The organism is Streptomyces sp. PsTaAH-137 (assembly GCF_003259365.1).
GTDB lineage: Bacteria > Actinomycetota > Actinomycetes > Streptomycetales > Streptomycetaceae > Streptomyces.
This window is the reverse complement of the sequence record NZ_QLLY01000014.1, coordinates 23,586-47,672: the sequence shown is the minus strand read 5'-3', so window position 1 is coordinate 47,672 and position 24,087 is coordinate 23,586. Positions and strand designations below refer to the sequence as shown.

The 24,087-nt window shown below is 71.9% G+C and carries 17 protein-coding genes; 10 read left to right on the top strand and 7 right to left on the bottom strand.

Features of this window, described 5'->3' with window-relative positions:
• The first annotated feature begins 33 nt into the window (after positions 1-33).
• The 3 genes from K377_RS27905 (at position 34) to fxsT (ending at position 5,608) form a co-directional block, all read left to right on the top strand.
• A complete protein-coding gene (locus K377_RS27905; RefSeq protein ID WP_111666317.1) occupies positions 34-1,293 on the top strand; it encodes an FxsB family cyclophane-forming radical SAM/SPASM peptide maturase in 1,260 nt (419 codons plus the stop codon).
• Positions 1,287-2,498 (top strand): HEXXH motif-containing putative peptide modification protein, encoded by a 1,212-nt coding sequence (locus K377_RS27900; protein WP_161195189.1) that lies wholly within the window; start codon positions 1,287-1,289, stop codon positions 2,496-2,498. The genes K377_RS27905 and K377_RS27900 overlap by 7 nt, the downstream gene beginning before the upstream one ends.
• Before the next feature lie 107 nt (positions 2,499-2,605).
• Positions 2,606-5,608 (top strand): FxSxx-COOH system tetratricopeptide repeat protein, encoded by a 3,003-nt coding sequence (gene fxsT, locus K377_RS27895; protein WP_111666315.1) that lies wholly within the window; start codon positions 2,606-2,608, stop codon positions 5,606-5,608.
• A 68-nt stretch (positions 5,609-5,676) separates the two neighbouring features.
• Here the strand turns inward: fxsT and K377_RS27890 are convergent, their stop codons facing one another.
• The 4 genes from K377_RS27890 to K377_RS27875 all read right to left on the bottom strand — a co-directional run bounded on the left by K377_RS27890 (position 5,677) and on the right by K377_RS27875 (position 12,380).
• Positions 5,677-9,468 carry a multifunctional oxoglutarate decarboxylase/oxoglutarate dehydrogenase thiamine pyrophosphate-binding subunit/dihydrolipoyllysine-residue succinyltransferase subunit gene (locus K377_RS27890; protein ID WP_111666314.1) on the bottom strand — a complete coding sequence of 1,264 codons (3,792 nt, stop codon included), beginning with the start codon at positions 9,466-9,468 and terminating at the stop codon, positions 5,677-5,679.
• Positions 9,469-9,708: 240 nt separating this feature from the next.
• The gene (locus tag K377_RS27885) at positions 9,709-10,857 is read right to left on the bottom strand and encodes a HAMP domain-containing sensor histidine kinase (protein WP_237552010.1); all 1,149 of its coding nucleotides are present in this window, start codon (positions 10,855-10,857) and stop codon (positions 9,709-9,711) included.
• On the bottom strand, positions 10,854-11,591 hold the full coding sequence (locus K377_RS27880; RefSeq protein ID WP_111666313.1) for a response regulator transcription factor: 738 nt from the start codon (positions 11,589-11,591) through the stop codon (positions 10,854-10,856). The genes K377_RS27885 and K377_RS27880 overlap by 4 nt, the downstream gene beginning before the upstream one ends.
• Before the next feature lie 93 nt (positions 11,592-11,684).
• Complete coding sequence (locus K377_RS27875; RefSeq protein WP_375605967.1) at positions 11,685-12,380, bottom strand: spermidine synthase; 696 nt, start codon at positions 12,378-12,380, stop codon at positions 11,685-11,687.
• Between the two features lie 157 nt (positions 12,381-12,537).
• Here K377_RS27875 and K377_RS27870 point away from each other — a divergent pair, with 157 nt between their 5' ends.
• Positions 12,538-13,326 carry a rhomboid-like protein gene (locus K377_RS27870; RefSeq protein WP_111666311.1) on the top strand — a complete coding sequence of 263 codons (789 nt, stop codon included), beginning with the start codon at positions 12,538-12,540 and terminating at the stop codon, positions 13,324-13,326.
• Positions 13,327-13,378: 52 nt separating this feature from the next.
• On the opposite strand, the gene K377_RS27865 is transcribed toward K377_RS27870, so the two are convergent.
• Complete coding sequence (locus K377_RS27865; protein ID WP_258395142.1) at positions 13,379-14,035, bottom strand: GNAT family N-acetyltransferase; 657 nt, start codon at positions 14,033-14,035, stop codon at positions 13,379-13,381.
• Between the two features lie 163 nt (positions 14,036-14,198).
• On the opposite strand from K377_RS27865, the gene lon reads away from it, so the two are divergent.
• Positions 14,199-16,601, top strand: a complete 2,403-nt coding sequence (lon, locus tag K377_RS27860; RefSeq protein WP_111666309.1) for an endopeptidase La — start codon at positions 14,199-14,201, stop codon at positions 16,599-16,601.
• A 77-nt stretch (positions 16,602-16,678) separates the two neighbouring features.
• Here lon and K377_RS27855 read toward each other — a convergent pair whose 3' ends face one another.
• Positions 16,679-17,503, bottom strand: a complete 825-nt coding sequence (locus K377_RS27855; protein ID WP_111666308.1) for a lysozyme — start codon at positions 17,501-17,503, stop codon at positions 16,679-16,681.
• A 264-nt stretch (positions 17,504-17,767) separates the two neighbouring features.
• On the opposite strand from K377_RS27855, the gene K377_RS27850 reads away from it, so the two are divergent.
• Positions 17,768-18,286 (top strand): MarR family winged helix-turn-helix transcriptional regulator, encoded by a 519-nt coding sequence (locus tag K377_RS27850; RefSeq protein WP_375605966.1) that lies wholly within the window; start codon positions 17,768-17,770, stop codon positions 18,284-18,286.
• A 233-nt stretch (positions 18,287-18,519) separates the two neighbouring features.
• On the opposite strand, the gene K377_RS27845 is transcribed toward K377_RS27850, so the two are convergent.
• Complete coding sequence (locus tag K377_RS27845) at positions 18,520-19,308, bottom strand: protein phosphatase 2C domain-containing protein (protein ID WP_111666307.1); 789 nt, start codon at positions 19,306-19,308, stop codon at positions 18,520-18,522.
• Between the two features lie 358 nt (positions 19,309-19,666).
• Between K377_RS27845 and K377_RS27840 the strand changes: the two genes are divergently transcribed.
• From K377_RS27840 to K377_RS27825, 4 genes are read left to right on the top strand one after another with little or no spacing between them, the layout of a single operon-like run.
• The gene (locus K377_RS27840) at positions 19,667-22,588 is read left to right on the top strand and encodes a nitrate- and nitrite sensing domain-containing protein (RefSeq protein WP_375605965.1); all 2,922 of its coding nucleotides are present in this window, start codon (positions 19,667-19,669) and stop codon (positions 22,586-22,588) included.
• Complete coding sequence (locus tag K377_RS27835; protein ID WP_111666306.1) at positions 22,585-23,076, top strand: roadblock/LC7 domain-containing protein; 492 nt, start codon at positions 22,585-22,587, stop codon at positions 23,074-23,076. The genes K377_RS27840 and K377_RS27835 overlap by 4 nt, the downstream gene beginning before the upstream one ends.
• Positions 23,073-23,489, top strand: coding sequence for a DUF742 domain-containing protein (locus K377_RS27830; protein ID WP_111666305.1), 417 nt, complete (start codon positions 23,073-23,075; stop codon positions 23,487-23,489). The genes K377_RS27835 and K377_RS27830 overlap by 4 nt, the downstream gene beginning before the upstream one ends.
• On the top strand, positions 23,470-24,087 hold the full coding sequence (locus tag K377_RS27825; RefSeq protein ID WP_111666304.1) for an ATP/GTP-binding protein: 618 nt from the start codon (positions 23,470-23,472) through the stop codon (positions 24,085-24,087). Before K377_RS27830 ends, K377_RS27825 begins: the two co-directional genes overlap by 20 nt.

The window sequence follows — 24,087 nt, the reverse complement described above, 5'->3', positions numbered from 1 at the left end:
TTGGGGAGAGGGCAGGACGGGGAGGGCACATCCATGGAGGCCACGCACCACGGCCCACAGGCCGGGCATCGCTCCCGTGCCGCGCACGCCCGGCACGCGCCCTGGCCTTACACCCGGCTCGACGTGCCGGCCCTGCGCGCCGCCGGACACCGGCCCACGCCCGTACGGCAGTTCGTCTTCAAGGTCAACAGCCGGTGCAACCTCGCCTGCACCTACTGCTACGTCTACGAGATGGCCGACACCGGCTGGAGCGGGCAGCCCGCCACCATGAGCGCCGAGGTGCGCACGCTCGCCGCCCGCCGGATCGCCGAGCACGCCGCCGCGCACCGGCTCGACCGCGTCGACCTCGTCCTGCACGGCGGCGAGCCCCTGCTCACCCCGGTCGCCGACCTCACCTCGCTGATCCGGGAGACCAGAGCCGCCCTGCCCCCGTACTGCACCCTCACCGCCGCCGTGCAGACCAACGCCACCCTGCTGACCGACGACCGCCTCGACGCGCTCGCCGCCGAGCGCGTCCGGGTCGGCGTCAGCCTCGACGGCGGCGACCCGGAGCACAACTCCCGCCGCGTGTACCGGACGTCGCACCGCCCCTCCTGGCCGCGCGTGACCCGCGGCCTCGAACTCCTGCGGCGCCGGCCGGAGTCGTACGCGGGGCTGCTGTGCGTCGTCGACGTCGAGCAGGACCCCGTCGACACCTACCGGTCCCTCCTGCGGTTCGCGCCGCCCGCCCTCGACCTGCTGCTCCCGCTCGCCCACTGGTCCAGCCCGCCACCCGGCGCCCGGGACGGCGCGCCCGTGTACGGCGACTGGCTGACCGCCGTCTTCGACCAGTGGTTCGAGGACGGCCGCAGGGCCACCCGCGTCCGGCTCTTCGAAGAGGTCATCGCCCTGCTGCTGGGCCTCCCCACCGCCACCGAGGCGCTCGGTGTCGCCCCCGCCGCGACCGCCGTCGTCGAGACCGACGGCACCCTCGAACTCACCGACGCCCTCAAGTCCGCCTACGACGGCGCCGCCGTCACCGGACTCGACCTCACCCGCCACACCTTCGACGACCTCCTCGACCACCCCGGCTTCGCCGCCCGCCAGCTGGGCCTCGACGGACTCGCCGACCAGTGCCGCCGCTGCCCACTGCTCACCGTGTGCGGCGGCGGGCACTACGCCCACCGGTTCCGCGAGGGCGCCGGCTTCCGCCACCCGTCCGTCTACTGCGCCGACCTGACGGTCCTCATCCGGCACATCGCCACCCGGCTGCGCACCCTCGCCCCGGCCGAGCCGCGGGAGGCACCGTGCTGACCGCCGCCGTCGCCCCGCGCATCGGCGTCCCGCTGCCCGCGCTGCGCCTGCTCGGCGGCGGCGGCCACGACGAGGCCACCGGCACCCTGCTGCGCACCGCCGAACACAGCAAACGGCTCCTCCTCCTCGCCCTGCTGCGCACCCGGCTCGGCGACGGCCCCGCCACCGACCACTGGGCGCTGATCGAGGCCGCCCAGCGCACCGCGCCCGAACCGGTCCGCGAGGTCCTGCTCCACCCGACCGTCGGCACCTGGGCCGAGGAGACCCTGCGCCGCCTCACCGACCCGCGCGCCGCGCTCCCGCCCGACACCGCCCGGCTCGGCGCCCTCGCGGCGGCCGCCGCCCTGCGCGCGGGCCTGCCCTTCACGCTCACCCTGCACAGCCCGGGCCGGCTCCTCTCCCTGCCGTCCCTGGGCGCGCTGCGCCGCCCCGCGCCCGGCCCGGTCCGTGTCGACGACACCCGCTGGCCCGGCCGTCCCGACGCCGCCGCCCTGACCCTGCACCGGCTCGGCCCCGCCGGCCCGCTCCTGGACGACCTCGACCCCTACCGGGTGCCGCCCCCCACCGACCGCACCAGGGCCGCCCGCCGCCTCGGCCCGCAGGGCAGGGCCCAGTGGGACGCGCGGTACGGAGCCGCACTGGAGGTGCTGCGCCGGATCGACGACCGCCGCGCCCGCGAGATCACCGCGCTCCTGCGCTGCGTCGTCCCGCTGGCCCGCACCTCCCGCTCGGCGAGCGCCACCGCCCCGGCCGCGCACAGCGCCGTCCTCGTGCGCCCCTGCCCGCCCCTGCACCTCGCGGCCGCCCTGGTGCACGAGGTGCAGCACGGCAAACTCGCCGCGCTCAGCGACCTCGTACGACTCCACACCGCCGACACCACCGCCCGGCACTGGGCACCGTGGCGCCCCGACCCGCGGCCCTTCGACGGCCTGCTGCACGGCACCTACGCGCATCTCGCCCTCGCCGACCTCTGGCAGCGCGCCGCCCTCGCCGGGGTCCCCGGCGCCTGGCCGCGGCACGCCCGCTACCGGGCCCAGGTCGCCGCCGTGCTGCCGGATGTCCACCGGGCACCCGAACTCACCCGCGCCGGACAGGAGTTCGTCACGGCGATGACCGAGACCGAGCAGGCCATGGGCGAGCATCCGCCCGGCGCGGGCCTGTGGCGCGAGGCGTGCCGGGCCGTCCGGGCGACCGCGCCGACCTGAGCGGCGGGAGCGGACCTCATGCACGCGAGCCAGGAGCCGATACAGGAGAAGAGCGCCGCGCGTCGGGCGGCGCGTCCCGTCAAGGAAGCCGACCAGGAGAGGCCCCAGTGAGCGCCAGGCCAGCGACACACACGCAGGACGGCACAGGTGACCAGCGCTTCACGGTCAGCTATGTCGGATTCGACGGGCCCTGGGCCCGCTGGATCCAGCACCGTCTGGAGGAACAGGGACACCAGGTCTCCCTGCGCTCCCTCAACCCCCAGGCGGCGGGCAGCCTCACCGAGGCCCTCGCCGATCTCGCCCGGAGCGACAGCAAGATCGTCATGGTGCTCAGTGATCGCTACTTCAGCCGCGGCGGCCACAGCCACCAGGACTGGAACGAGGCCCTGACCACGGTCGTCGCACGCCACCCGGGGCGCTACGCCGGCCTCTCGCTGAGCAGCGGCGACACCCCCGGCGCCACCGTCGCCCTCGAACCGGTCGAGCTGTGGGGGATCGACGCGCGCGAGGCCGAGTTCCGGGTGCTGCGCCGGCTCGGCCTGCCCACCGACCGGATCGGCCACAGCACCGGCCGCCGCGGACCGCGCTTCCCCAACGACCCGCCCGAGGTCTGGGGCGGCGTCCCGCGCCGCAACCCCCGCTTCACCGGCCGCATCGAGGTCATCACCGAGCTGCGCGAGAAACTCGTCGAGGCCCCGTCCGGCGCCAAGATCGTCACCCTGCTCGGCATGTCCGGCATCGGCAAGACCCAGATCGCCGCCGAGTACGCCTACCGGTACGCCTCCGAGTACGACGTCGTCTGGTGGGTGCCCGCGGAAGGGCGGGCCGGACTGCGCGAGCGCCTGTCCGAACTGGCGCCCGCCTTCCAGCTCGGCGTCGACGCCACCAGCTACGGCGAGCGGATCCGCACCGCCCTCGAAGCGCTGCGCCGCGGCACCCCGTACGGCAAGTGGCTGATCGTCTTCGACGGCTGCGACGACCCCGACATCCTCACCGACCTGCTGCCCAGCGGCGCCGGCGACGTCCTCATCACCTCCCGCAACCGCGACTGGGCCAGCCGCCACACCCAGCTCGTCGAGGTGCCCGTCTACACCCGCCGCGAATCCGTCATCTTCGTCCAGCGCCGCGCCGTGCGCCTGAACAGCACCGAGGCCGGACAACTCGCCGAGGCCCTGGGCGACTTCCCGCTCGCCCTGGACCAGACCGCCGGCTGGCTCGCCAACTCGCCGATGACCGTGAGCCAGTACGTGGACCTGCTCGGCCGGCGCCTCGACTCACCGGACACCCTGACCGTCTCCGAGCAGTACCCGACGCCGTTCCCGCAGTCCATCGCCATACTCCTCAACAACATCCGCGACGAATACCCCGACGCCCGCGCCCTGCTGCGGCTCTGCGTCTTCTTCGCCCCCGGCCGCGTCCCGCTGAAACTGCTGCGCGAGATGCCCGCCGGCGATCTGCCCGAGGAGTACTCGGGCCTGATGAACGACCGCGTCCGCTGGAACGCGGCCCTCAACCGGCTCGTCCAGTACTCCATCGCGGGCCTGGAGTACTCCGAGCAGCCGGTCGACGCGGGCGGCGGCATGGAGACCGTCCAACTGCACAACATGGTCTACCAGGTGGTGCGCCAGTACGTGTCCGAGAAGGACACCGAGCACCTGTCCCGGGCCGTGCGCCGCGTCCTCGCCCAGGCCGACCCCGGCGCCCCCGCGGAACCCCGCAACTGGCCCCGCTACGCCGAACTCATCCCGCACCTGGAGCCCTCCGGCGCACTGCACTCCACCAACCCGGCGATCCAGAACTTCGTCCTGAGCTGCCTGCGCTACCTCAATTACGCGGGGGAGTACCGCACCTGCCTCGCCCTGTGCGAGAAGACCGAGGAGAACTGGCGCGACACCCTCGGCGAACGCCACGCCCACGTCAGGGAACTCGACTACGTCTACGGCAACACCCTGCGCATGCTCGGCGAGTTCCGCAAGGCCGAACAGCTCAGCCGCACCATGGTCGAGCAGCTCACCGACGAGCGCGGCGACCGGGACCTGGAGACCCTGCGGGCCATGAGCATGCTCGGCTCGGTACTGCTGCGCACCGCCAAGTACGACCGCGCCCACGAACTCTTCGAGCACTGCTGGACCGTCTACCGCGCCCTCCTCGGCGAGGACGACGCCACCAGCCTCGACGCCCAGAACAACCTGGCCGTCGTACGGCGCCTCCTCGGCCGCTACGGCGAGGCGTACGACCTGGACCTCGACACCCTGCGCCGCCGCGAGCGCGTGCTGCGCCCCCGGCACCTCAGCATCCTCGGCTCCGGCATCTCCTGCGCCCGCGGGCTGCGCCTGATGGGCAAGTACAAGGAGGCGCTGTCCCGCCAGGAGCAGAGCCTGCGCCTCAACCAGGCCATGCTCGGCGAGAGCCACCCGCTCACCCTGCTCGCCGAGCACAACCTCGCCCTGTGCCGGCGCCGCGGCGGCGACCTCACCGAGGCCGGACAGGCGCTGCGCGACGTGTACGAACGCAGCAGCCGGGTCTTCGGCAGCGACTACCCGGCGACCCTCATGATCGCCTCCGACTACGCGTCCTACCTGCGCGAGTACGGCAACCTCGACGAGGCCCGCACCCGTACCGAGGACGCCGTCAGCGTCTATCTGCGGCAGCTGGGCCCGGCCCACCCGTACTACCTCGGAACCCTGTCCAACCTGGGCCTCGTGATGCGCGCCCAGGGCGCCCGCGAGGAGGCCCGCAGCCTGTGCGAGCAGGCCCTGGTGGGCATGGAGCAGGCACTCGGCGACCTGCACCCGTGGACGCTGGGCTGCGCGATGAACGCCTCGGGGAGCCGGAACTTCATCGGCCGGTACGAGGACGCGCTGGCCCTGTCCCGCACCACGCTCGAAGGCGCCCGCCCGGTGCTCGGCGACGACCATCCGCTGACCCTGTCCGCGGGCATCGCCGTCGCCTACGACCTGCGCTCCCTCCAGCGCGACGAGGAGGCAGGGCCGCTGGAGGAGGAGGCACTGCGCCGGCTGTCCGGCACGCTGGGCCCCCAGCACATCCACACCGTCTCCGCCCGCGAACGGGTCCGCCCCTACTGGGAGTTCGAACCCCAGCCCGCCTAGCGCGGACATGCGGAAGGGCCCGGCACCCCCGAGGGTGCCGGGCCCTTCCGCATGCGGGGTCCGGGGCCTTACGCCTCGAACACCTCACGCACCAGCTGCTCCTGCTCGGCCTGGTGGCGCTTGGCGGAGCCGACCGCCGGCGACGAGGAGTGCGGCCGCGAGATGCGGCGCAGGCGCTCGCCGTGCGGGATGTCGGCGCCGACCGCCAGGTCCAGGTGGTCGATCAGGTTGAGCGCGATGAACGGCCACGCACCCTGGTTCGCCGGCTCCTCCTGCGCCCAGATGTACTTCTCGGCGTTCGGGAACTTGCTGATCTCCGCCTGGAGTTCGGCACCCGGCAGCGGGTACAGGCGCTCGACGCGGATGATCGCGGTGTCGGTGTTCCCGCTCTTCTTCCGCTCGGCCTCCAGGTCGTAGTACAGCTTGCCCGCGACGAAGACCACCTTGCGGACCGCGTTCGCGTCCACCGTCTCGTCGCCGATGACCGGACGGAAGCCGCCCGTCGTGAACTCCTCCACCTTCGACGCGGCGGCCTTGAGGCGCAGCATCGACTTCGGGGTGAAGACCACCAGCGGCTTGTGGTGCGGGTTGTGCACCTGCCACCGCAGGAGGTGGAAGTAGTTCGACGGGAGCGTGGGCATCGCGACCGTCATGTTGTTCTGCGCGCAGAGCTGGAGGAAGCGCTCGACGCGGGCCGAGGAGTGGTCCGGGCCCTGGCCCTCGTAGCCGTGCGGGAGGAGCAGGGTGACGCCGGACGTCTGGCCCCACTTCTGCTCGGCGGCCGAGATGTACTCGTCGACGACCGTCTGCGCGCCGTTGACGAAGTCACCGAACTGGGCTTCCCACATCACGAGGGACTCGGGACGCGCCAGCGAGTAGCCGTACTCGAAGCCCATGACCGCGTACTCGGAGAGCAGCGAGTCGTAGACGTTGTAGCGGGCCTGCTCGGGCGACAGGTAGAGCAGCGGGGTGTAGTCCTCGCCGGTCTCCCGGTCGATCAGCACCGCGTGGCGCTGGCCGAAGGTGCCGCGGCGCGAGTCCTGGCCGGACAGGCGGACCGGGGTGCCCTCCAGGAGGAGGGAGCCGAGGGCGAGGGTCTCGCCCATGCCCCAGTCGATCGTCCCGTCCTCGATCATCGACGCGCGGCGCTGGAGCTGCGGCAGCAGACGCGGGTGGACCGTGATGTTGTCCGGGATGTTGACCTGGGACTCGGCGATGCGCTTGACGACCTCCTGGGAGATCGCGGTCTGCACCGGCACCGGGAACTCGGCCTGCGGCTGCGGGGAGGTCTCCTCGGTCCCGCTCGCGACGGCCTCGCGGACCTCGGTGAAGACCTTCTCCAGCTGCCCCTGGAAGTCCTGGAGCGCCTGCTCCGCCTCTTCGAGGGTGATGTCGCCGCGACCGATGAGGGACTCGGTGTAGAGCTTGCGCACCGAGCGCTTCTTGTCGATCAGGTCGTACATCAGCGGCTGCGTGAACGCCGGGTTGTCCGACTCGTTGTGACCGCGGCGGCGGTAGCAGATGAGGTCGATCACGACGTCCTTGTTGAACGCCTGACGGAACTCGAACGCGAGGCGCGCGACGCGGACGACGGCCTCGGGGTCGTCGCCGTTCACGTGGAAGATCGGCGCCTCGATCATGCGGGCCACGTCGGTGGCGTACATGGACGAGCGCGACGACTCCGGGGCGGCGGTGAAGCCGACCTGGTTGTTGATGACGATGTGGACCGTGCCGCCCGTGCGGTAGCCGCGCAGCTGCGACATGTTGAGCGTCTCGGCCACGACGCCCTGGCCCGCGAAGGCCGCGTCGCCGTGCAGGGCGACGGGCAGGACGGTGAAGTCCGTGCCGCCCTTGTTGATGATGTCCTGCTTGGCGCGGACGATGCCCTCGATGACCGGGTCGACCGTCTCCAGGTGGGACGGGTTCGCGGCCAGCGAGACCTTGATCTGCTCGCCGTCCAGGCCGGTGAAGGTGCCCTCGGCGCCCAGGTGGTACTTCACGTCGCCGGAGCCGTGCATCGACTTCGGGTCGAGGTTGCCCTCGAACTCGCGGAAGATCTGCGCGTACGACTTGCCGACGATGTTCGCCAGCACGTTCAGGCGGCCGCGGTGGGCCATGCCGATGACGACCTCGTCGAGGCGGGCCTCGGCGGCGGAGTCGATGACCGCGTCGAGCAGCGGGACGACGGACTCGCCGCCCTCCAGGGAGAAGCGCTTCTGGCCGACGAACTTCGTCTGGAGGAACGTCTCGAACGCCTCGGCCGAGTTCAGGCGGCGCAGGATCCGCAGCTGCTCCTCGCGCTCCGGCTTGGAGTGCGGGCGCTCGACGCGGTCCTGGATCCACTTGCGCTGCTTCGGGTCCTGGATGTGCATGAACTCGATGCCGACGGTGCGCACGTACGAGTCACGGAGCACGCCGAGGATGTCGCGGAGCTTCATCATCGACTTGCCGGCGAAGCCGCCGACGGCGAACTCGCGCTCCAGATCCCACAGCGTCAGCCCGTGCTCGTTGATGTCGAGGTCGGGGTGCTTGCGCTGGCGGTACTCCAGCGGGTCGGTGTCGGCCATGACGTGGCCGCGGACCCGGTAGGAGTGGATCAGCTCGAAGACGCGGGCGGCCTTGGTGACGTCGTCGTCGTGCGAGGCGTCGATGTCCTTGAGCCAGCGGACCGGCTCGTAGGGGATGCGCAGGGCCTTGAAGATGTCGTCGTAGAACTCGCTCTCCCCGAGGAGGAGGTTCGCGACGACGCGCAGGAACTCGCCGGAGGCGGCGCCCTGGATGACCCGGTGGTCGTAGGTCGACGTGAGCGTCATGACCTTCGAGATGCCGAGCTTGTTCAGCGTGTCCTGGGAGGTGCCCTGGAACTCCGCCGGGTAGTCCATCGAGCCGACGCCCATGATGACCGACTGTCCGGGCATCAGACGCGGGACCGAGTGGACGGTGCCGAGGCCGCCGGGGTTGGTCAGGGAGACCGTGACGCCGGTGAAGTCGTCCATGCCGAGCTTGCCGTCACGGGCGCGGCGGACGATGTCCTCGTAGGCCTGCCAGAACTCGAAGAAGTTCAGCGTCTCGGCCTTCTTGATGCCCGCGACGACCAGCTGGCGGTCGCCGTTGGGCTTCACGAGGTCGATCGCGAGGCCGAAGTTGATGTGCTCCGGCTTGACCAGGGTCGGCTTGCCGTCCTTCTCCTGGAAGGAGTAGTTCATCGACGGCATGGCCTTGATGGCCTGCACCATCGCGTACCCGATGAGGTGCGTGAAGGAGATCTTCCCGCCACGGGCGCGCTTGAGGTGGTTGTTGATGACGATGCGGTTGTCGAACAGCAGCTTCACCGGGACCGCGCGCACGGACGTCGCCGTGGGGACCTCGATGGACTTGTTCATGTTCTTCGCGACGGCGGCGGCGGGACCGCGCAGCGTCACGAACTCGGGGCCGGCAGGGGCCTCGGTCGTCACTTGTTCAGCCTTCTTCGGTGCGGGTGCAGGTGCGGGCGTTGCGGGAGCGGCCTTCGCGGGCGCGGCCTCGGCGGGCTTCGCGGCGGCAGTCTGTGCGGGAGCTGCGGCTGCGGGCTTCGCGGCGGGGGCCTGGGCGGCGGGCGCCGGAGCGGCGGCCGGGGCCGGAGGCTTCTGGGCCGGCTGCGCTGCAGGCTCAGTCGGCGCAGCCCCCGCGGCTGCGGCACCGGGCTTGTAGTCGGCGAAGAAGTCCCACCAGGCTCGGTCTACCGAATTCGGGTCCTGGAGGTACTGCTGATAGATCTCGTCGACGAGCCACTCATTGGGACCGAAGGCGGCCGCAGGGTTTCTGCCCTGCCCGGCTTGGTCGGTCTCGGTGGTCGAGTTACTGGGGGACTGTGGCGACACGGCGTGAACCGCCCTCTTCCGCTTCTCACAAGGTGATGGACAGCGGGAATAAAGGCTACGCCTCCATCGGCGGGACGTGCAGACCGGGCCGGTGATCCGTCGCGTAAGTCACACTGGAAGTCGTGTTTCGGGCCGGGAAATGGCGGGAAACAACCGGGGTTCCGCATGCACGGATCGCGTACCCGGCACATCCGGGTACGCCAGCGCGCGGCTTGACCTCCGCCTGACCGAAACCCTACGTCAACTTTGCGGTCGGGGCTCTCCCGGAAGAGTGACCTTGATCCGGCAGCCCCGCTCGGATTCGGCCACACCGATCCGGCCGCCGTGCAGGTCCACCGCCCAGCGCGCGATGGCCAGGCCGAGGCCCGTGCCGCCGTCGCCCTTGCCGCTCGACCCGTTGTCCTTCGTACCGCGGTTGAAGCGCTCGAAGACCCGGTGCCACTCGGACTTGGGGATGCCGGGACCCTCGTCCTGCACCTCCAGCTCCAGCGACTCCGGATACAGGCCGCGCCGGGCCCGCACCGTGACCCGGCCGTGCGGCGGGGAGTGCTTCACGGCGTTGTCGATGAGATTCGCCACTACCTGGTGGATGCGCTCGGGATCGGCGTGCCCGGTCAGCTCCGGCGGCGAGACGTCGAGGTGGAGATGGACGTCCGTACGCGTATGGGTACCGGACCCGGAGGCGATGCCGGCGCGCTGCGAGACGGCCATGTTGGCCTCCTTGAGCACGCCCGACAGGTACGGCCAGACCTCGAAGCGCCGCGCCTTGAGCGGCACCACACCGTTGTCCAGCCGGGACAGGTCGAGCAGCGTCTCCACGAGCCGGCCCAGCCGCTCCGTCTGTTTCAGCGCCGTGCGCATGGTCTCGGGGTCGGCGGACATGACGCCGTCCACCACGTTCTCCAGCACGGCGCGCAGGCCCGCGATGGGGGTGCGCAGCTCGTGCGAGACGTTCGCCACGAGCTCCTTGCGCTGGTGGTCCTGCGCGGCGAGCTCGTCGGCCATGCGGTTGATGGTGACGGCGAGGTCGCCCAGCTCGTCGCGGCGGTCGGCGCCGCGCACGCGCCGCGTGTAGTCGCCGTTGGAGATCGAGCGGGCCACGGTGTTCATCTCGTCGAGCGGCGCCGTCAGCGAGTGCGCGACGAACTGCGTGATCAGCAGCGTCGCGATGATCGAGAACACCGTGATGAAGCGCAGCTCGGTCGCCGTGTACATCGCGACCATGAGCAGGCCCGTGGTGATGAAGACCGAGATGACGACGAGGGTGCCGAGCTTCGCCTTGATGGAGAAGGGGCGCAGCCCGCCGGTCGCCCAGTACGGGTTCAGTGGCGGCTTCAGCGCCTTCGGCCGGTCCGCCCGGCTGTGCTGTGCCCGGTCCCCGACGCTCATGGGGTCGGCGTCTCCAGCGCGTAGCCGACGCCGTGCACGGTGCGGATGCGCTCGGCACCGATCTTCCGCCGCAGGGCCTTGATGTGGCTGTCGACGGTCCGGGTGCCCGAGGCGTCCGCCCAGTCCCACACCTCGGCGAGCAGCTGCTCGCGCGAGAGGACGGCCCGCGGGGTGTTCGCCAGGCAGACCAGGAGGTCGAACTCGGTGGGCGTGAGGTGCACGTCCTCGTTCCTGACCCGCACCCGGCGCTGCGCGTGGTCGATCTCCAGCTCGCCGAGCCGGAGGATGCCGCTGCGCGGCGTCGAGGCGGCGACGGCCGCGCGCTCCACCCGGCGCAGCAGGACGTGCACCCGGGCCGCCAGCTCCCGCATCGAGAACGGCTTGGTCATGTAGTCGTCCGCGCCCACGCCGAGCCCGACGAGCATGTCGGTCTCGTCGTCGCGCGCGGTCAGCATCAGCACCGGCACCGGCCGCTGGGCCTGCACGCGACGGCACACTTCCAGGCCGTCGAAGCCCGGCAGCATGATGTCGAGGATCAGCAGGTCGGGCTGCCATGCCTCGGCCGTGTCCACGGCGGCCGGGCCGTCCTGAGCGGTTTGCACCAGGAATCCCTCCGCGCGCAGCCGGGCGGCGATGGCCTCCACGATCGTGGGGTCGTCCTCGACGACGAGGACCCGTCGCTGAGCCCCGGCCGTGGCCGTGCTGCCGTTGTGGGAGGTGTGTGTCTGCTCCATCGCCCCGCCCCTGAATGCACGCCTTCGTGGCGCGCTTGACGCTTGAATGATCGGGTTTCGGGCCTCAGCGTACGGGGAGTTACCGCCGGTCGGCTACGCGCCCCGTACTGCGAGGTGCACCACGTCGGGTACGCCTCGGACAACCGGGATCTCTTCGGTGCGGACCCGTCGGAATCCGGCATTCCGCAAGGTTCCTTCGAAATTTGCGGACGGCTGTGCGGACCAGACGGCGAGCACACCGCCCGGGTTCAGGCGGGCGGCGCAGGCGGCGAGACCGGCCGGTGAGTAGAGGCCGTCGTTGTCCTCGGTGACGGTCCAGTCCGGGCCGTTGTCGATGTCGAGGCAGAGGGCGTCGTAGACGGCGGGCCCGGTGCGCAGGTGGTCGACGAGGTCGGCCTCGACGATCTCGGTGCGGGGATCCGCGAGCGCCCCGGCGGACAGCCGGGCCAGCGGGCCGCGCCGGTGCCAGTCGATGACGGCCGGCTCGCGCTCGACGACGGTGATCCGGCCCCAGCGCGGGTCCGCGGCCGCGTGCGCCAGGGAGAAGCCGACGCCGAGACCGCCGATCAGCACGGCGGGCCGCTCGCGGCCGGGACCGAGCTCGCCGAGGGCGGCGTCGACGAGCAGCCGCTCGGAGCGGCCGTCGGAGGTGTCCATGAGGAAGGTGCCGTTGGCGATGATCTGCAGCAGATCGCCGTGCCTGCGCAGCACGACCTCGCCGTGGGGTCCCTCGCGGCGGTCCAGGACGACAGGGGCTTCTTCCGGATGCACGACGCTCATGCGGGCCATCTTGGCCGATACGGGTTTGGCGTGCGGGGGGTTCGGTTGCGGACGCGGCCGGGGCCTGTGAGGTTGCTGTGCATCGCGTCCTACGTGGCGTCCGTCATGGACAGGGCGCGCAGTCGGGGCGAAGTCTGGGGCGGATGCGCGCGAAAGGGGTGCCCTCGTGGAACCAGGAGGCGTGATCACCGGTGCCGGTGAGGCGACGGTCGTCGACGGCCGTCCGCTCGACGGCATCCCCGCACAGCCCGGCCCCCCGGCCCTGGAGACGGTGCGCCGCACCGGCCCGCGCCGCCTGCGGCCGTGGCTGCTGCTGCCCACTCCCACCGGCACCCCGTTCACCTTCGGCTACACGGCCGTGCTCGTCGCCACCTCCCTGTACATGGAGTTCGCCTCCCCGCACGCGGTGTCCGCCGCGCTGCGTGCGTCCAGCACCGATGTCACCCATCTGGCCCAGTCGCCGGTCCTCGTCCTGGTGGCGAGCGCGCTGTGGATCGCGGGCGGCCTCTCGTCGCCCTTCGTGGTCGCCTTCGTCGTCGTGCTGACCGCGCTGGAGCGGCGGATAGGGGGTCTGCGCACGGCGGCCGTCTTCCTTCTCGGCCATGTTCTGGCGACGCTGGCCACCGAGGTGCCGGTGGGCCTGTCGGTGGCGGTGGGCCATCTGCCCGACAGCTCGCTGCACCGCCTCGACTACGGCATCAGCTTCGGCGTCGCCACGAGCATCGGCGCCCTCTCCGGCCTGCTCACGCCCTGGCTGCGCCGGCTGGTCCTCGGGGTCTTCGCGGCGACGCTGATCGAGGACCTGATCGCCTTCACGGACCCGATGACGAGCTGGGGCCACCTGCTGGCCCTGGCGATCGGAGTGGCGACTTGGCCGCTGGTCCGCCGCTGGCGCACATCAAGCGACCCCGGCCAATCAGGCGACCCCGGCAAATCAAGCCCCTCCGGCGATTGAGGAGCGGGGTCCGGGGCGGAGCCCCGAGACCTCAGCCACGGCGAAGCCGCACCTACGAAACGGCCCCCACGTACTTGGCATTGGTGAGCGGCGCCACGACGTCCCACCCCAGCGACTCGTACAGCAGCCGCCCCGCAGGGGTACAGGCCAGAACCCCCCGCACCGCCCCCTGGGCATACGCGGCAGCGTGCAGCGTCCGCATCACCACACTGCCGAGCCCCTTGCGGCGATGATCCGGCGAGGTCTCGATCTGATCGACGGTCGCGCAGGCCCCGACCGGCGCGACCTGCCCCCGCGCCGCGAACGTCCCGTCGGAGTCGGTCAGCAGGACCCGGGTCACGCCGCCCCGCGCCCAGGTGTGCAGCCGATAACCGGCGGGCACCTCCGGCGCGGGTGCCGGGGCCAGCCCGACCGTCATCAGGAAGTCGTCGGCGCCGTACGGCTCCCATCCCGCACCGAGCCAGGGCACCACCCGCGCCCGGTCGGCGAAGACCTTCAGGTGGGTGCCGCGCCCGGTGACGGCCCCGGCGACCTTGCGGACGTCGTCCTCGCGCACGTCGTCGTTGGTGGCGTCGAACACGTGCCGCCCGACCTGTTCCGCCAGGCCGACATAAATCGTGTAGCCCCATGGTTCGACGAGAGGGGGCGCGGCCCCGCGGGAGACGGCCCACCCGTCGATCCAGTCACGTACATGCCGCTCGCCGGTCACGCGCACCCCCGGTGTAATGGTCGATAGCGATAAGTGAACCTTACGCATCGCATGTCCGTCCCGGGCAGATGTGATCGCTCAGAGCGAACACCCGCCGGGGAACATCCGAAGCCTCCCGTGCATTGAGTCCACATAGCTCAACTTGACTGCCAAAGGGGAGATCATGGCTTCGACGTCCGCACCGCTCACCCTGCCCGTGCTGCCCCTCGACGACGAGGTGGTTCTGCCCGGCATGGTGGTGCCGCTGGACCTGAACGACACCGACGTACGCGCCGCGGTGGAGGCCGCGCAGGCCGCCGCGCGCGGCGAGCCCGGCAAGCCCCGGGTGCTGCTCGTGCCGCGGATCGACGGCGCGTACGCGAACATCGGCGTGCTCGGCACCGTGGAGCAGGTGGGACGCCTGGCCGACGGCGACCCCGGCGCCCTCATCCGGGGCCGCGACCGGGTGCGCATCGGCGCGGGCACGACCGGCCCCGGCGCCGCCCTGTGGGTGGAGGGCCTGACGGTCGAGGAGACCGCCCCCGACCCGCTGCCCGGCGCCGTGGCCGAGCTCGTCAAGGAGTACAAGGCGCTCGCCACGAACTGGCTGAAGAAGCGCGGCGCCTGGCAGGTCGTGGACCGCGTCCAGCAGATCGAGGGCGTGGGCGCGCTCGCCGACAACTCCGGTTACTCACCCTTCCTGACCACCGCGCAGAAGGTCGAACTCCTGGAGACCGCGGACCCGGTCGAGCGCCTCAAGCTGGCCACCGCCCAGCTGCGCGAGCACCTCGCCGAGCAGGACGTCGCCGAGACCATCGCCAAGGACGTCCAGGAGGGCGTCGACAAGCAGCAGCGCGAGTTCCTGCTGCGCCGCCAGCTCGAAGCCGTACGCAAGGAGCTGCGCGACATCAACGGCGAGCAGGACGGGGAGGAGTCCGACGACTACCGCGCCCGCGTCGAGGCCGCCGACCTGCCGGAGAAGGTCCGCGAGGCCGCCCTCAAGGAGGTCGACAAGCTGGAGCGTTCCAGCGACCAGTCGCCCGAGGGCTCCTGGATCCGCACCTGGCTGGACACCGTCCTCGAACTCCCGTGGAACGACCGGACGGAGGACGCCTACGACATCAAGGGCGCCCGCGACGTCCTGGACGCCGAGCACTTCGGCCTGGACGACGTGAAGGAGCGGATCACCGAGTACCTGGCCGTGCGCAAGCGGCGTACCGACCGCGGCCTCGGCGTCGTCGGCGGACGGCGCGGCGGCGCCGTGCTCGCGCTCGTCGGCCCGCCCGGCGTCGGCAAGACCTCGCTCGGCGAGTCCGTCGCGCATGCCATGGGCCGCAAGTTCGTCCGCGTCGCCCTCGGCGGCGTCCGGGACGAGGCGGAGATCCGCGGCCACCGGCGTACGTACGTCGGCGCGCTGCCCGGCCGCATCGTCCGCGCGATCAAGGAGGCCGGGTCGATGAACCCGGTCGTGCTCCTCGACGAGATCGACAAGGTTGGCTCCGACTTCCGCGGCGACCCGGCCGCGGCCCTGCTCGAAGTCCTCGACCCGGCGCAGAACCACACCTTCCGCGACCACTACCTGGAGGTCGAACTCGACCTGTCCGACGTCGTGTTCCTCGCGACGGCGAACGTGCTCGAAGCCATCCCGGAGGCGCTGCTCGACCGCATGGAGCTGGTCCGGCTCGACGGGTACACCGAGGACGAGAAGGTCGTCATCGCCCGCGACCACCTGCTCCCGCGCCAGCTGGAGCGGGCCGGCCTCGCGGACGGTGAGGTCGCCATCGGTGAGGACGCGCTGCGCAAGCTGGCCGGCGAGTACACGCGCGAGGCCGGCGTGCGCAACCTGGAGCGGGCCGTCACCCGCGTCCTGCGCAAGGTCGCGGCCCAGCACGAACTCGGCGACCGCGAGCTGCCGTTCACCGTCGGCGAGGGCGATCTGCGGGCGCTGATCGGGCGGCCGCACCACGTGCCCGAGTCGGCGCAGGACCCGGCCGAGCGGCGCACGGCGGTGCCGGGTGTCGCGACCGGACTCGCGGTGACCGGCGCGGGCGGCGACGTGCTCTTCGTGGAGGCGTCGCTCGCCGACCCGGAGACGGGCGCGGCCGGACTGACCCTCACCGGTCAGCTCGGCGACGTGATGAAGGAGTCGGCGCAGATCGCGCTCTCCTTCCTGCGCTCGCACGGCGCGGAACTGGAGCTGCCCGTCGCCGACCTGAAGGAGCGCGGCGTGCACATCCACTTCCCGGCGGGCGCGGTCCCCAAGGACGGCCCGAGCGCGGGCGTCACGATGACGACGGCTCTCGCCTCGCTGCTGAGCGGACGGCTGGTCCGTACGGACGTGGCGATGACCGGTGAGGTGTCGCTGACCGGACGCGTGCTGCCCATCGGCGGCGTCAAGCAGAAGCTGCTCGCCGCGCACCGGGCGGGCGTCACGACCGTCATCATCCCGAAGCGCAACGAGGCGGACCTGGACGACGTCCCGGCCGAGGTCCTGGAGAAGCTGGACGTCCACCCGGTGACGGACGTCCGCCAGGTCCTCGAACTGGCCCTGGCGCCTGCCGGGTTGGAGGTTCCGGTCGCGGCGTGACGGACGCTGCCGGACGGGCGACGGCCCGGACCCCGACCGGGGTCCGGGCCGTCGGCCTGCTGTCGGCGGGTGCGGGCTCAGCCGTTGGCGAGCGCCTGGACGCGGTCGAGCGCGCCGTTGAACTTGTTGTGGTCGCCGACCGTCGGGCCCGACGACGTGTACTGCCAGATCGTCTGGACGCCCCAGCCGGCCGGCAGCGCGCCGACGGTGGAGGCGTAGCGGGCGATCCACAGCGGGTTGGTGGAGCCGAACGCGGCGGAGTTGCCGGTGCACTCGGTCCACCAGCTCGTCGCCGTGTAGATGACCGCGTCGCGGCCGGTGCGGGCCTTGTACTGGTTCACGAAGCTCGCGATCCAGCTCACCATCGCGCTCTGCGACAGGCCGTAGCAGGACGCGCCGTAGGGGTTCCACTCGATGTCGAGCACGCCCGGCAGCGTCTTGCCGTCCTTGGACCAGCCGCCCCCGTGGTCCACGAAGTAGTTGGCCTGGGTGGCGCCGCTCGTCGTGTCCGGCGTCGCGAAGTGGTACGAGCCGCGGATCATGCCGACGTTGTACGCGCCGTTGTACTGCTGGGCGAAGTACGGGTTGGTGTAGTACGTGCCCTCACTGGCCTTGGTGTAGGCCCACTTCACGCCGCTGCTCCAGAGCGTCGACCAGGCGACGTTGCCCTGGTGGCTGCTGACGTCGACCCCCTCGGTCTGGGTGACCCTGCCGACAGGGCCCTGGCCGGTGTCGCCGTCGTGCGCGGCGACGCCCATGCCCATGCGGGCCTCGCCGCGGGCGGGGATGTCGGCGGCCTGCGCCGCACTCGGCAGGGTGAAAAGGAGGGAGAGCGCTGCGAGGATCGTCCCGGCCACGCCGAAGCGAGTGCGGCGGGTCGTTCCGGGTCTGTGCACGGGCATGGGAGTGCCTCCGAAGGCCTCGTGGGGGATCAGTGATCGCTGATCGGGGACCTGTGCTGGGACGTGCCGGTGACCTGTTGGCATGCCGCCGTGGGGATGGTGGTGTGAACATGCCATGCATGACGCTACGCATGTAGACCTGGGCGAGGGAAGAGGGTCCGGGTGGTGCCGTTGGTCTACTCCTGCGAAATACTGGCGGAGCTGCGGCAATGGCGGCGGTTGGCGAAAACTTTCAGAATCTCGAAACCCGGGGAAACTGTGGCCATGGGCGCTGACGTGCACGAAGGCGGAAACGACAGGCGACGGAGTGCGGAACGTACCGCGAAATCCGATATCGCGCCGACTGGTGTGGACCACGAATTTCTGGCGCTGGAACGGGAGTTGACCGTCTTTCTGCGACGGGCCCGGGCCTCGTCGGGGGAGATGGCCCGCGAGGTGCACCCCGACCTGGAGCCGGCCGCGTACGGGCTTCTCGTGCGTCTGGAGGAGTCCGGGGCGCAGCGGGCCACTGAACTCGCCGGGTACATCGGGGTCGGCAAGGCCACCATGAGCCGTCAGCTCCGCGCGCTGGAGGACCTCGGCTTCGTCTCCCGCGAGCCCGACCCGGCGGACGGCCGCGCGTGGCTCGTCTCGCTCACCGATCTGGGGCGCGCCAATTTCCGGCAGGTGCGGGATGCCCGGCGGGCGCGTTATGTCCGGCAGCTCGCGGGGTGGGATCGTCTGGAGGTCGCCGAACTGGCTCGGCTGCTCCACCAGTTGAACGCGGGGGCTGAGCACGAGTAGCGCCGCGCTCCTCGTCGTGGTCGCTCGTGAAGATCCGCGTCTGCCGCGCGCGGTTCTCGTTGCTACCTGCGGGCCGATGGCCGCTTCTCGCGCAGTTCCCCGCGCCCCTGAAGGCGTGCGCTGCGCGCAGCCTTCCCCTGGACGAGCGGAGCTCGTTTCAGGGGCGCGGGGAACTGCGCGACCGGCCACCGCGCACCCGCAGACGAGTACGCGCCCCAAGCAACCCCGGACGCCTACAGCTCCACGTACGTCACCGTCGCGTCGTCGTGGGTCTTGCCGCGCCGCAGAAAGGCGCGGGTCTCCTCGTCCGCGGCCTCCAGGGCCCGGACCCGCGCCACGGTCGCCTCCGCGCCCTCCTTGCGGACGAGGGTGAACAGATCGGCCCAGTCGCCCTCACGGAACTTCTCCACCCAGCGGGTGACGCCGTCGGTCATCGCGGCCAGCGCCCTGACCTCGGCCCGCGCGAGAGTGCCGGTCACCGCCTTGGCGGCCACCGCCGGATCGGCCGCCGCCGTGAAGAAGCCGCCCTCCTTGTTGCGGACCGTCGCGTCGGCCACCGCGGCCGAGGACAGGGAGGCGCGCGGCACCCGGTCCAGGCGGTCGTCGAGCAGCGCCGTGACCGCCCCCGTGGGCGCCTCGACGAGCAACGCCGAGTCCGACAGCACCAGATGCTCGACCCGCTCCGCGTCCCAGCGGGCCAGTACGACGGTTGCCTGAGGCGTGCGCGGGTGAGAAAGGTCACAGGTCGCCCGGTGCGCGTCGGCGGTCCTGGCCACGGCGGCCGCGAGAATGTCACGCAAAGTCATATCCCGCCGCGAACCGGACAGTTCAAGCAGGGCCCCGCCGAGCCGGGCGGTGAACCACGGGACGGAATGCAGACAGCCGTCGTCGCCGGACGGGGGTGTGACACCGTCCAGGACGACGAGGGATCCGCCCTGCCCGGAGGCCGGAAGCGCTACCGATGTGTAGTCCTCGTTCGGACGGGCGGGGTCGCCGGGCTCGCTGGTCAGTTCGATGCGCATCCGGCCAGTCTGCACGAGCTCTTCACAGACGCGGTGAACATCGGCCGCTCGGCCCGTCGTAGCAGGTCAGCCGTCGGGTTTGGGGAGGAATGATCAACTCCGGCGATCACCGGCGGGGCATCTTGCCAAAGCCCGTGAACGACGTCCAACCGGCGCGCTGTGAAAAGGTGGTGACTGTGCCGTGGGAACTTGCCCGCCAACTTCCGTTCGGGGTTCACTCCTTCGGGTGGCGGGCGAGGTGATGTGCGCCCCCTGCCCACCGGCGCTGGAATGGTCGGGAGCCATGCCAGAAGGGCCCATGTGGTGACGAATCGTCATCCGGGCCCACGGGTAGGACGAGTCAGGAATGCGAGCATCAGTGCGGAACACCTCCGGCGGTAACGGGTCCCAGGGGCTGGCGCAGCCGGACGGCGCGGGGGTGTCCGGAAGCGGCCCCTCGCCCCAGGCGCCCGACGGAACGCAGTCCCCTGAAGCCTCCGCAACCCCTGGCGCCCCTGCCGCCTCCGAGACCCCCGGTGTCCCGCCCAAGGCGCTCGCCCCGACTCCCACGCCCCCTCCGGGCCCCACGGGCAAGCGCAAGCGCGTACGCAACCGGCTGATCATCGCGGTCGCCGTCGTCGCCGCGGCCGTCGCCGGAGCGGGCGCGCCCGCCGTGCTCGCCGCCTCCTCCCAGGTCGGTCAGACCCAGGAACTCGTCGACGACGCCGCCCGGACCCAGCAGGCCCTCGCCCTGTCGCACGCGCTGGCCGACGAGCGCGACGAGGTCACCGCCTACATCGCCGCCGGACGCCCCAAGGGAAAGGGCCTGAGCGAGGGCCGCAGCGCCCGCGTCGACCGCCAGGTCGAGGAGCTGCGCGCCGACGCCCCCGGCTCCCTGAAGGCCGCCCTCGGCGACGTCGCCGCCGTCCGCCGCGCCGCCCTCACCGGCAAGGACAGCGCGCTCCAGGCGCACACCGCCTACTCCGACGCCATCTCCGAACTGCACCGGCAGGCCGAGGAGCTGGCCGAGAACATCCCGGTGCGGGCAGGGCACGGTGCCCGCGCCCTCGCCGACCTGGACCGCGCCGTCGACCAGGCCTCCGCCGCGCGCGGGCTGCTGCTCGCCGCGTACTCCGTGCCGGGCACCTCGACCACCACGACGGTCATCGACCCCGTCACCGGGCTGCCGAAGACCGTCACCAGCCGGACATCCTCCGACAGCAAGCAGCGCGACGCCCTCACCGCCGCCGCGATGCAGGCCCGGGTCGCCGAGCAGGCCGCCCTCGACGCCTTCCGCGCGTCCGCGCCGGGCGCCACCGTGGACGCGTACGACTCCACGGTCACCGGCCCCGACGCGAGCCGCGCCGAGAAGTACCTGGAGCAGCTGACCGACGCCCCGACGCTGTCCGACGCCGAGCTCGGCTACAGCAAGAAGAGCGTCGACGCGGCCCTGACCTCCCGCGTCGACCTGATGCGCGGCGCCGAGTCGGCCCTCGGCGACCAGCGGCTCAAGAGCCTGGAGCGGCTCCGCGACGACGACGTGACCGCGCTGGAGATCCGGATAGCGCTCGTCGGCGTCCTGCTGCTGGCGGCCGTCGGCGTGGGCATGGGCACCGCCCGCTCGCTGACCCGGCCGCTCGCCGCGCTGCGGATCGGCGCCGCCCGGGTGGCCGAGTCGCCCGCGACCGAGGAGCCCGTGAAGTTCACCGGGCGCAACGACGAGTTCGCCCAGGTCGTCCGCTCGGTCAACGCGCTGCACGCCCACGCCGTCGCCCTCCACGAGCGGCTCACCACCCTGGAGTCCGACCGCAGGCACCTGATCGGCGAGCGCCAGCGGATGGCCGACGACCGGGACGCGCTGCGCACCCGGCTCGCCGACGCGGCCGTGCAGCTGGAGCGCGCCAAGGGCGCCATACACGGCACGTTCGTCAACCTCGCCCTGCGCACCCTCGGCCTCGTGGAGCGCCAGCTCGGCGTCATCGAGGGCCTGGAGGAGCGCGAGCAGGACCCCGAGCGGCTCGGCACGCTCTTCAAGCTCGACCACTTCGCCACGGTCATGCGCCGCCACAGCGAGAACCTGCTGGTCCTGGCCGGTGCCGATCACGGCCAGAGCCACGCGGGCAGCGTGCCCCTCGTCGACGTCGCCCGCGCCGCCGTCTCCGAGATCGAGCGCTACGAGCGCGTGCGCATCGCCGCGCTGCCGCCGCACGCGCACATCGCCGGGTTCGCCGCCGACGACCTCAGTCACCTGGTCGCCGAACTCCTGGAGAACGCCACCTCGTTCTCGCCGCCGGACGCCTCCGTCGAGATCTCCGGCTGGCTCCTGGAGAACGGCGAGGTGATGCTCTCCGTCCAGGACGAGGGCATCGGCATGGCCGACGACCGGATGCGCGAGCTGAACGCCCGGCTCGCCGCCTTCACCCCCGAGCAGGGCCACGACCCGGAGGACACCGACGGTCTCGGGCTCGGCCTCTACGTCGTCGCGCGGCTCGCGGCGCGGCACGGCATCCGGGTCCGGCTCCGGGACCAGAAGCAGGGCGGCATCGCCGCCGTCGCCGTCCTGCCCACCGCGCTGCTCGCCGCCGCCCCCACCGCGTCGGTCCCGCCGCCCGCCCTGGTGCCCGGCGGCGCGCCCGCCGTGCACCTGCCCGGCTCCGAGGCGGAGGCCAACTCCAATGTCCTGTCGGGCCGTTCGCTCGCCGAGTCCGGTCCGGACACCGGCGCCGACCCGCTGATCGAGGCCGCCGAAGAGGCGGTACGGGTGGCCGAGACCGAGGCCGAGACCGACGACGCCGTCGCCGGGCCCCCGGCCGAGAGCCCCGCCGAGACCACGATGGAGCTCATCGCGCCGGTCCCGCCGGCCGACGAAGAGGCGGAGCCGGAGCCCGAGCCCGAGGCGCCGGCCGAGCGCCCCGCACCGCCCGCCGCGGGCACCGGCCTGCCCGTCCGCCCCCGGACGCTGCCCGCGCGCGAGCCGGAGCCCGACGCCCACGAGCGCACGCCCGACGCGAGCGCCCGGAGCGAAGAGGTCCCCGCGCAGCGCACCGAGAGCCGTGAGCGCCTCACGGACAAGGGCCTGCCCAAGCGCACCCCGAAGCTCGCCGCTCCCGCCGCCGCTCCGAAGCCGCGTACCGGCTCCGTCGACGCGGACGCGCTGCGGCGCAGGCTGGGAGGCTTCCACCGGGGCGCCCAGGAAGGGCGGCGCGACGTGGCGGCCGAGATCGGTGAGACCGCCGATACCGGGAACACAGCACGTATTGGAGAAGCCAAGGGGGACACAGCCGAGGAGGCAAGCAGTTGACTGCGCCCACCCCTGCACTCAACAACTCTGCACTGAGCAGCGAAGCACGCAATCTGCACTGGCTGCTGACCAACCTGGTCGAGGAGGTGCCAGGGCTCCTCTCGGTCGCGGTCGTCTCGTCCGACGGGCTGCTCCTGCTCTCGTCCGACCCGGGAAGGAACACCGAGACTCCCAGCGACCACAGCGGCGGCCCCAAGGGCTCCAGCGCCGACCTGGCCACCATCGTGTCCGGCGTCGGCAGCCTCACCATCGGCGCCGCCAAGCTGATGGACGGCGGAGGCGTCAAGCAGACGATGGTCGCGATGGAGGAGGGCAGCCTCTTCGTCATGTCCATCAGCGACGGATCGCTGCTGGGCGTGCACGCCACCCCGGACTGCGACATGAGCGTCATCGCGTACCACATGGCGCTCTTCGTCGGACGTGCCGGGCACGTCCTGACGCCCGAACTCCGCAGCGAGCTGCGCCAGTCGATGGAGAGCACCCGATGACCCCCGGCAGTACGAGCTCGACCCCGAACAAACTCCCCAAGCGCGGCGGCGACCGCAGACCCGCCCGCGTCCGGCCCTACTCGCTCACCGGCGGCCGCACCCGCTTCGGCCACGTCCTCCTCGTGGAGACCTTCGTGGCCGCGCTGGAGGCCCCCGACGAGCGGCTCGAACTGGGCAAGGGCACGCTCGCGGGAGTGATGCCGGAAATGCGCGCCATCGTCGAACTGTGCCGCCGCATGCGCACGGTCGCCGAGATCGCCGCGCTTCTCAAGATGCCCCTGGGCGTGGTCCGCGTACTGCTGAGCGACCTCGCCGACCAGGGAAAGATCCGTGTGTACGGAACCGGTCACGGCCCGGGCCAGCCGGACCGCGCGCTGCTCGAAAGGGTGCTGAGTGGACTCCGCCGTCTCTGAACTCCTCGACGACGAGGAGCAGGTGCAGGCTTGGCAGACGGACCGAACGCGGGCCCCGATCGCGACGAAGATCGTGATCGCGGGCGGCTTCGGGGTCGGCAAGACGACGATGGTGACCGCCGTCTCGGAGATCCAGCCCCTCCAGACGGAGGCGCTGATGACCCAGGCGAGCGAGGGCACGGACGATCTGACGGCGACGCCGGACAAGACGACCACCACGGTCGCCATGGACTTCGGCCGCATCACGCTCGACGACGACCTGGTGCTCTACCTCTTCGGCACCCCGGGCCAGCAGCGGTTCTGGTTCATGTGGGACGACCTGGTGCGCGGCGCGATAGGCGCCGTGGTCCTGGCCGACACCCGCCGGCTCTCGGACTGCTTCGCCGCCCTCGACTACTTCGAGAGCTGCGGCCTGCCGTACGTCGTCGCCGTCAACCACTTCGAAGGATCAGAGGAGTTCGAGGAGGCCGACGTCCGCGAGGCGCTGACCGTGCCGCCGCACGTACCGGTCCTGATCATGGACGCGCGCCGCCGGATCTCGGTGATCGAGACGCTGCTGTCCCTGGTCGGACACGCCCTGGACGCCACCCCCGCGTAA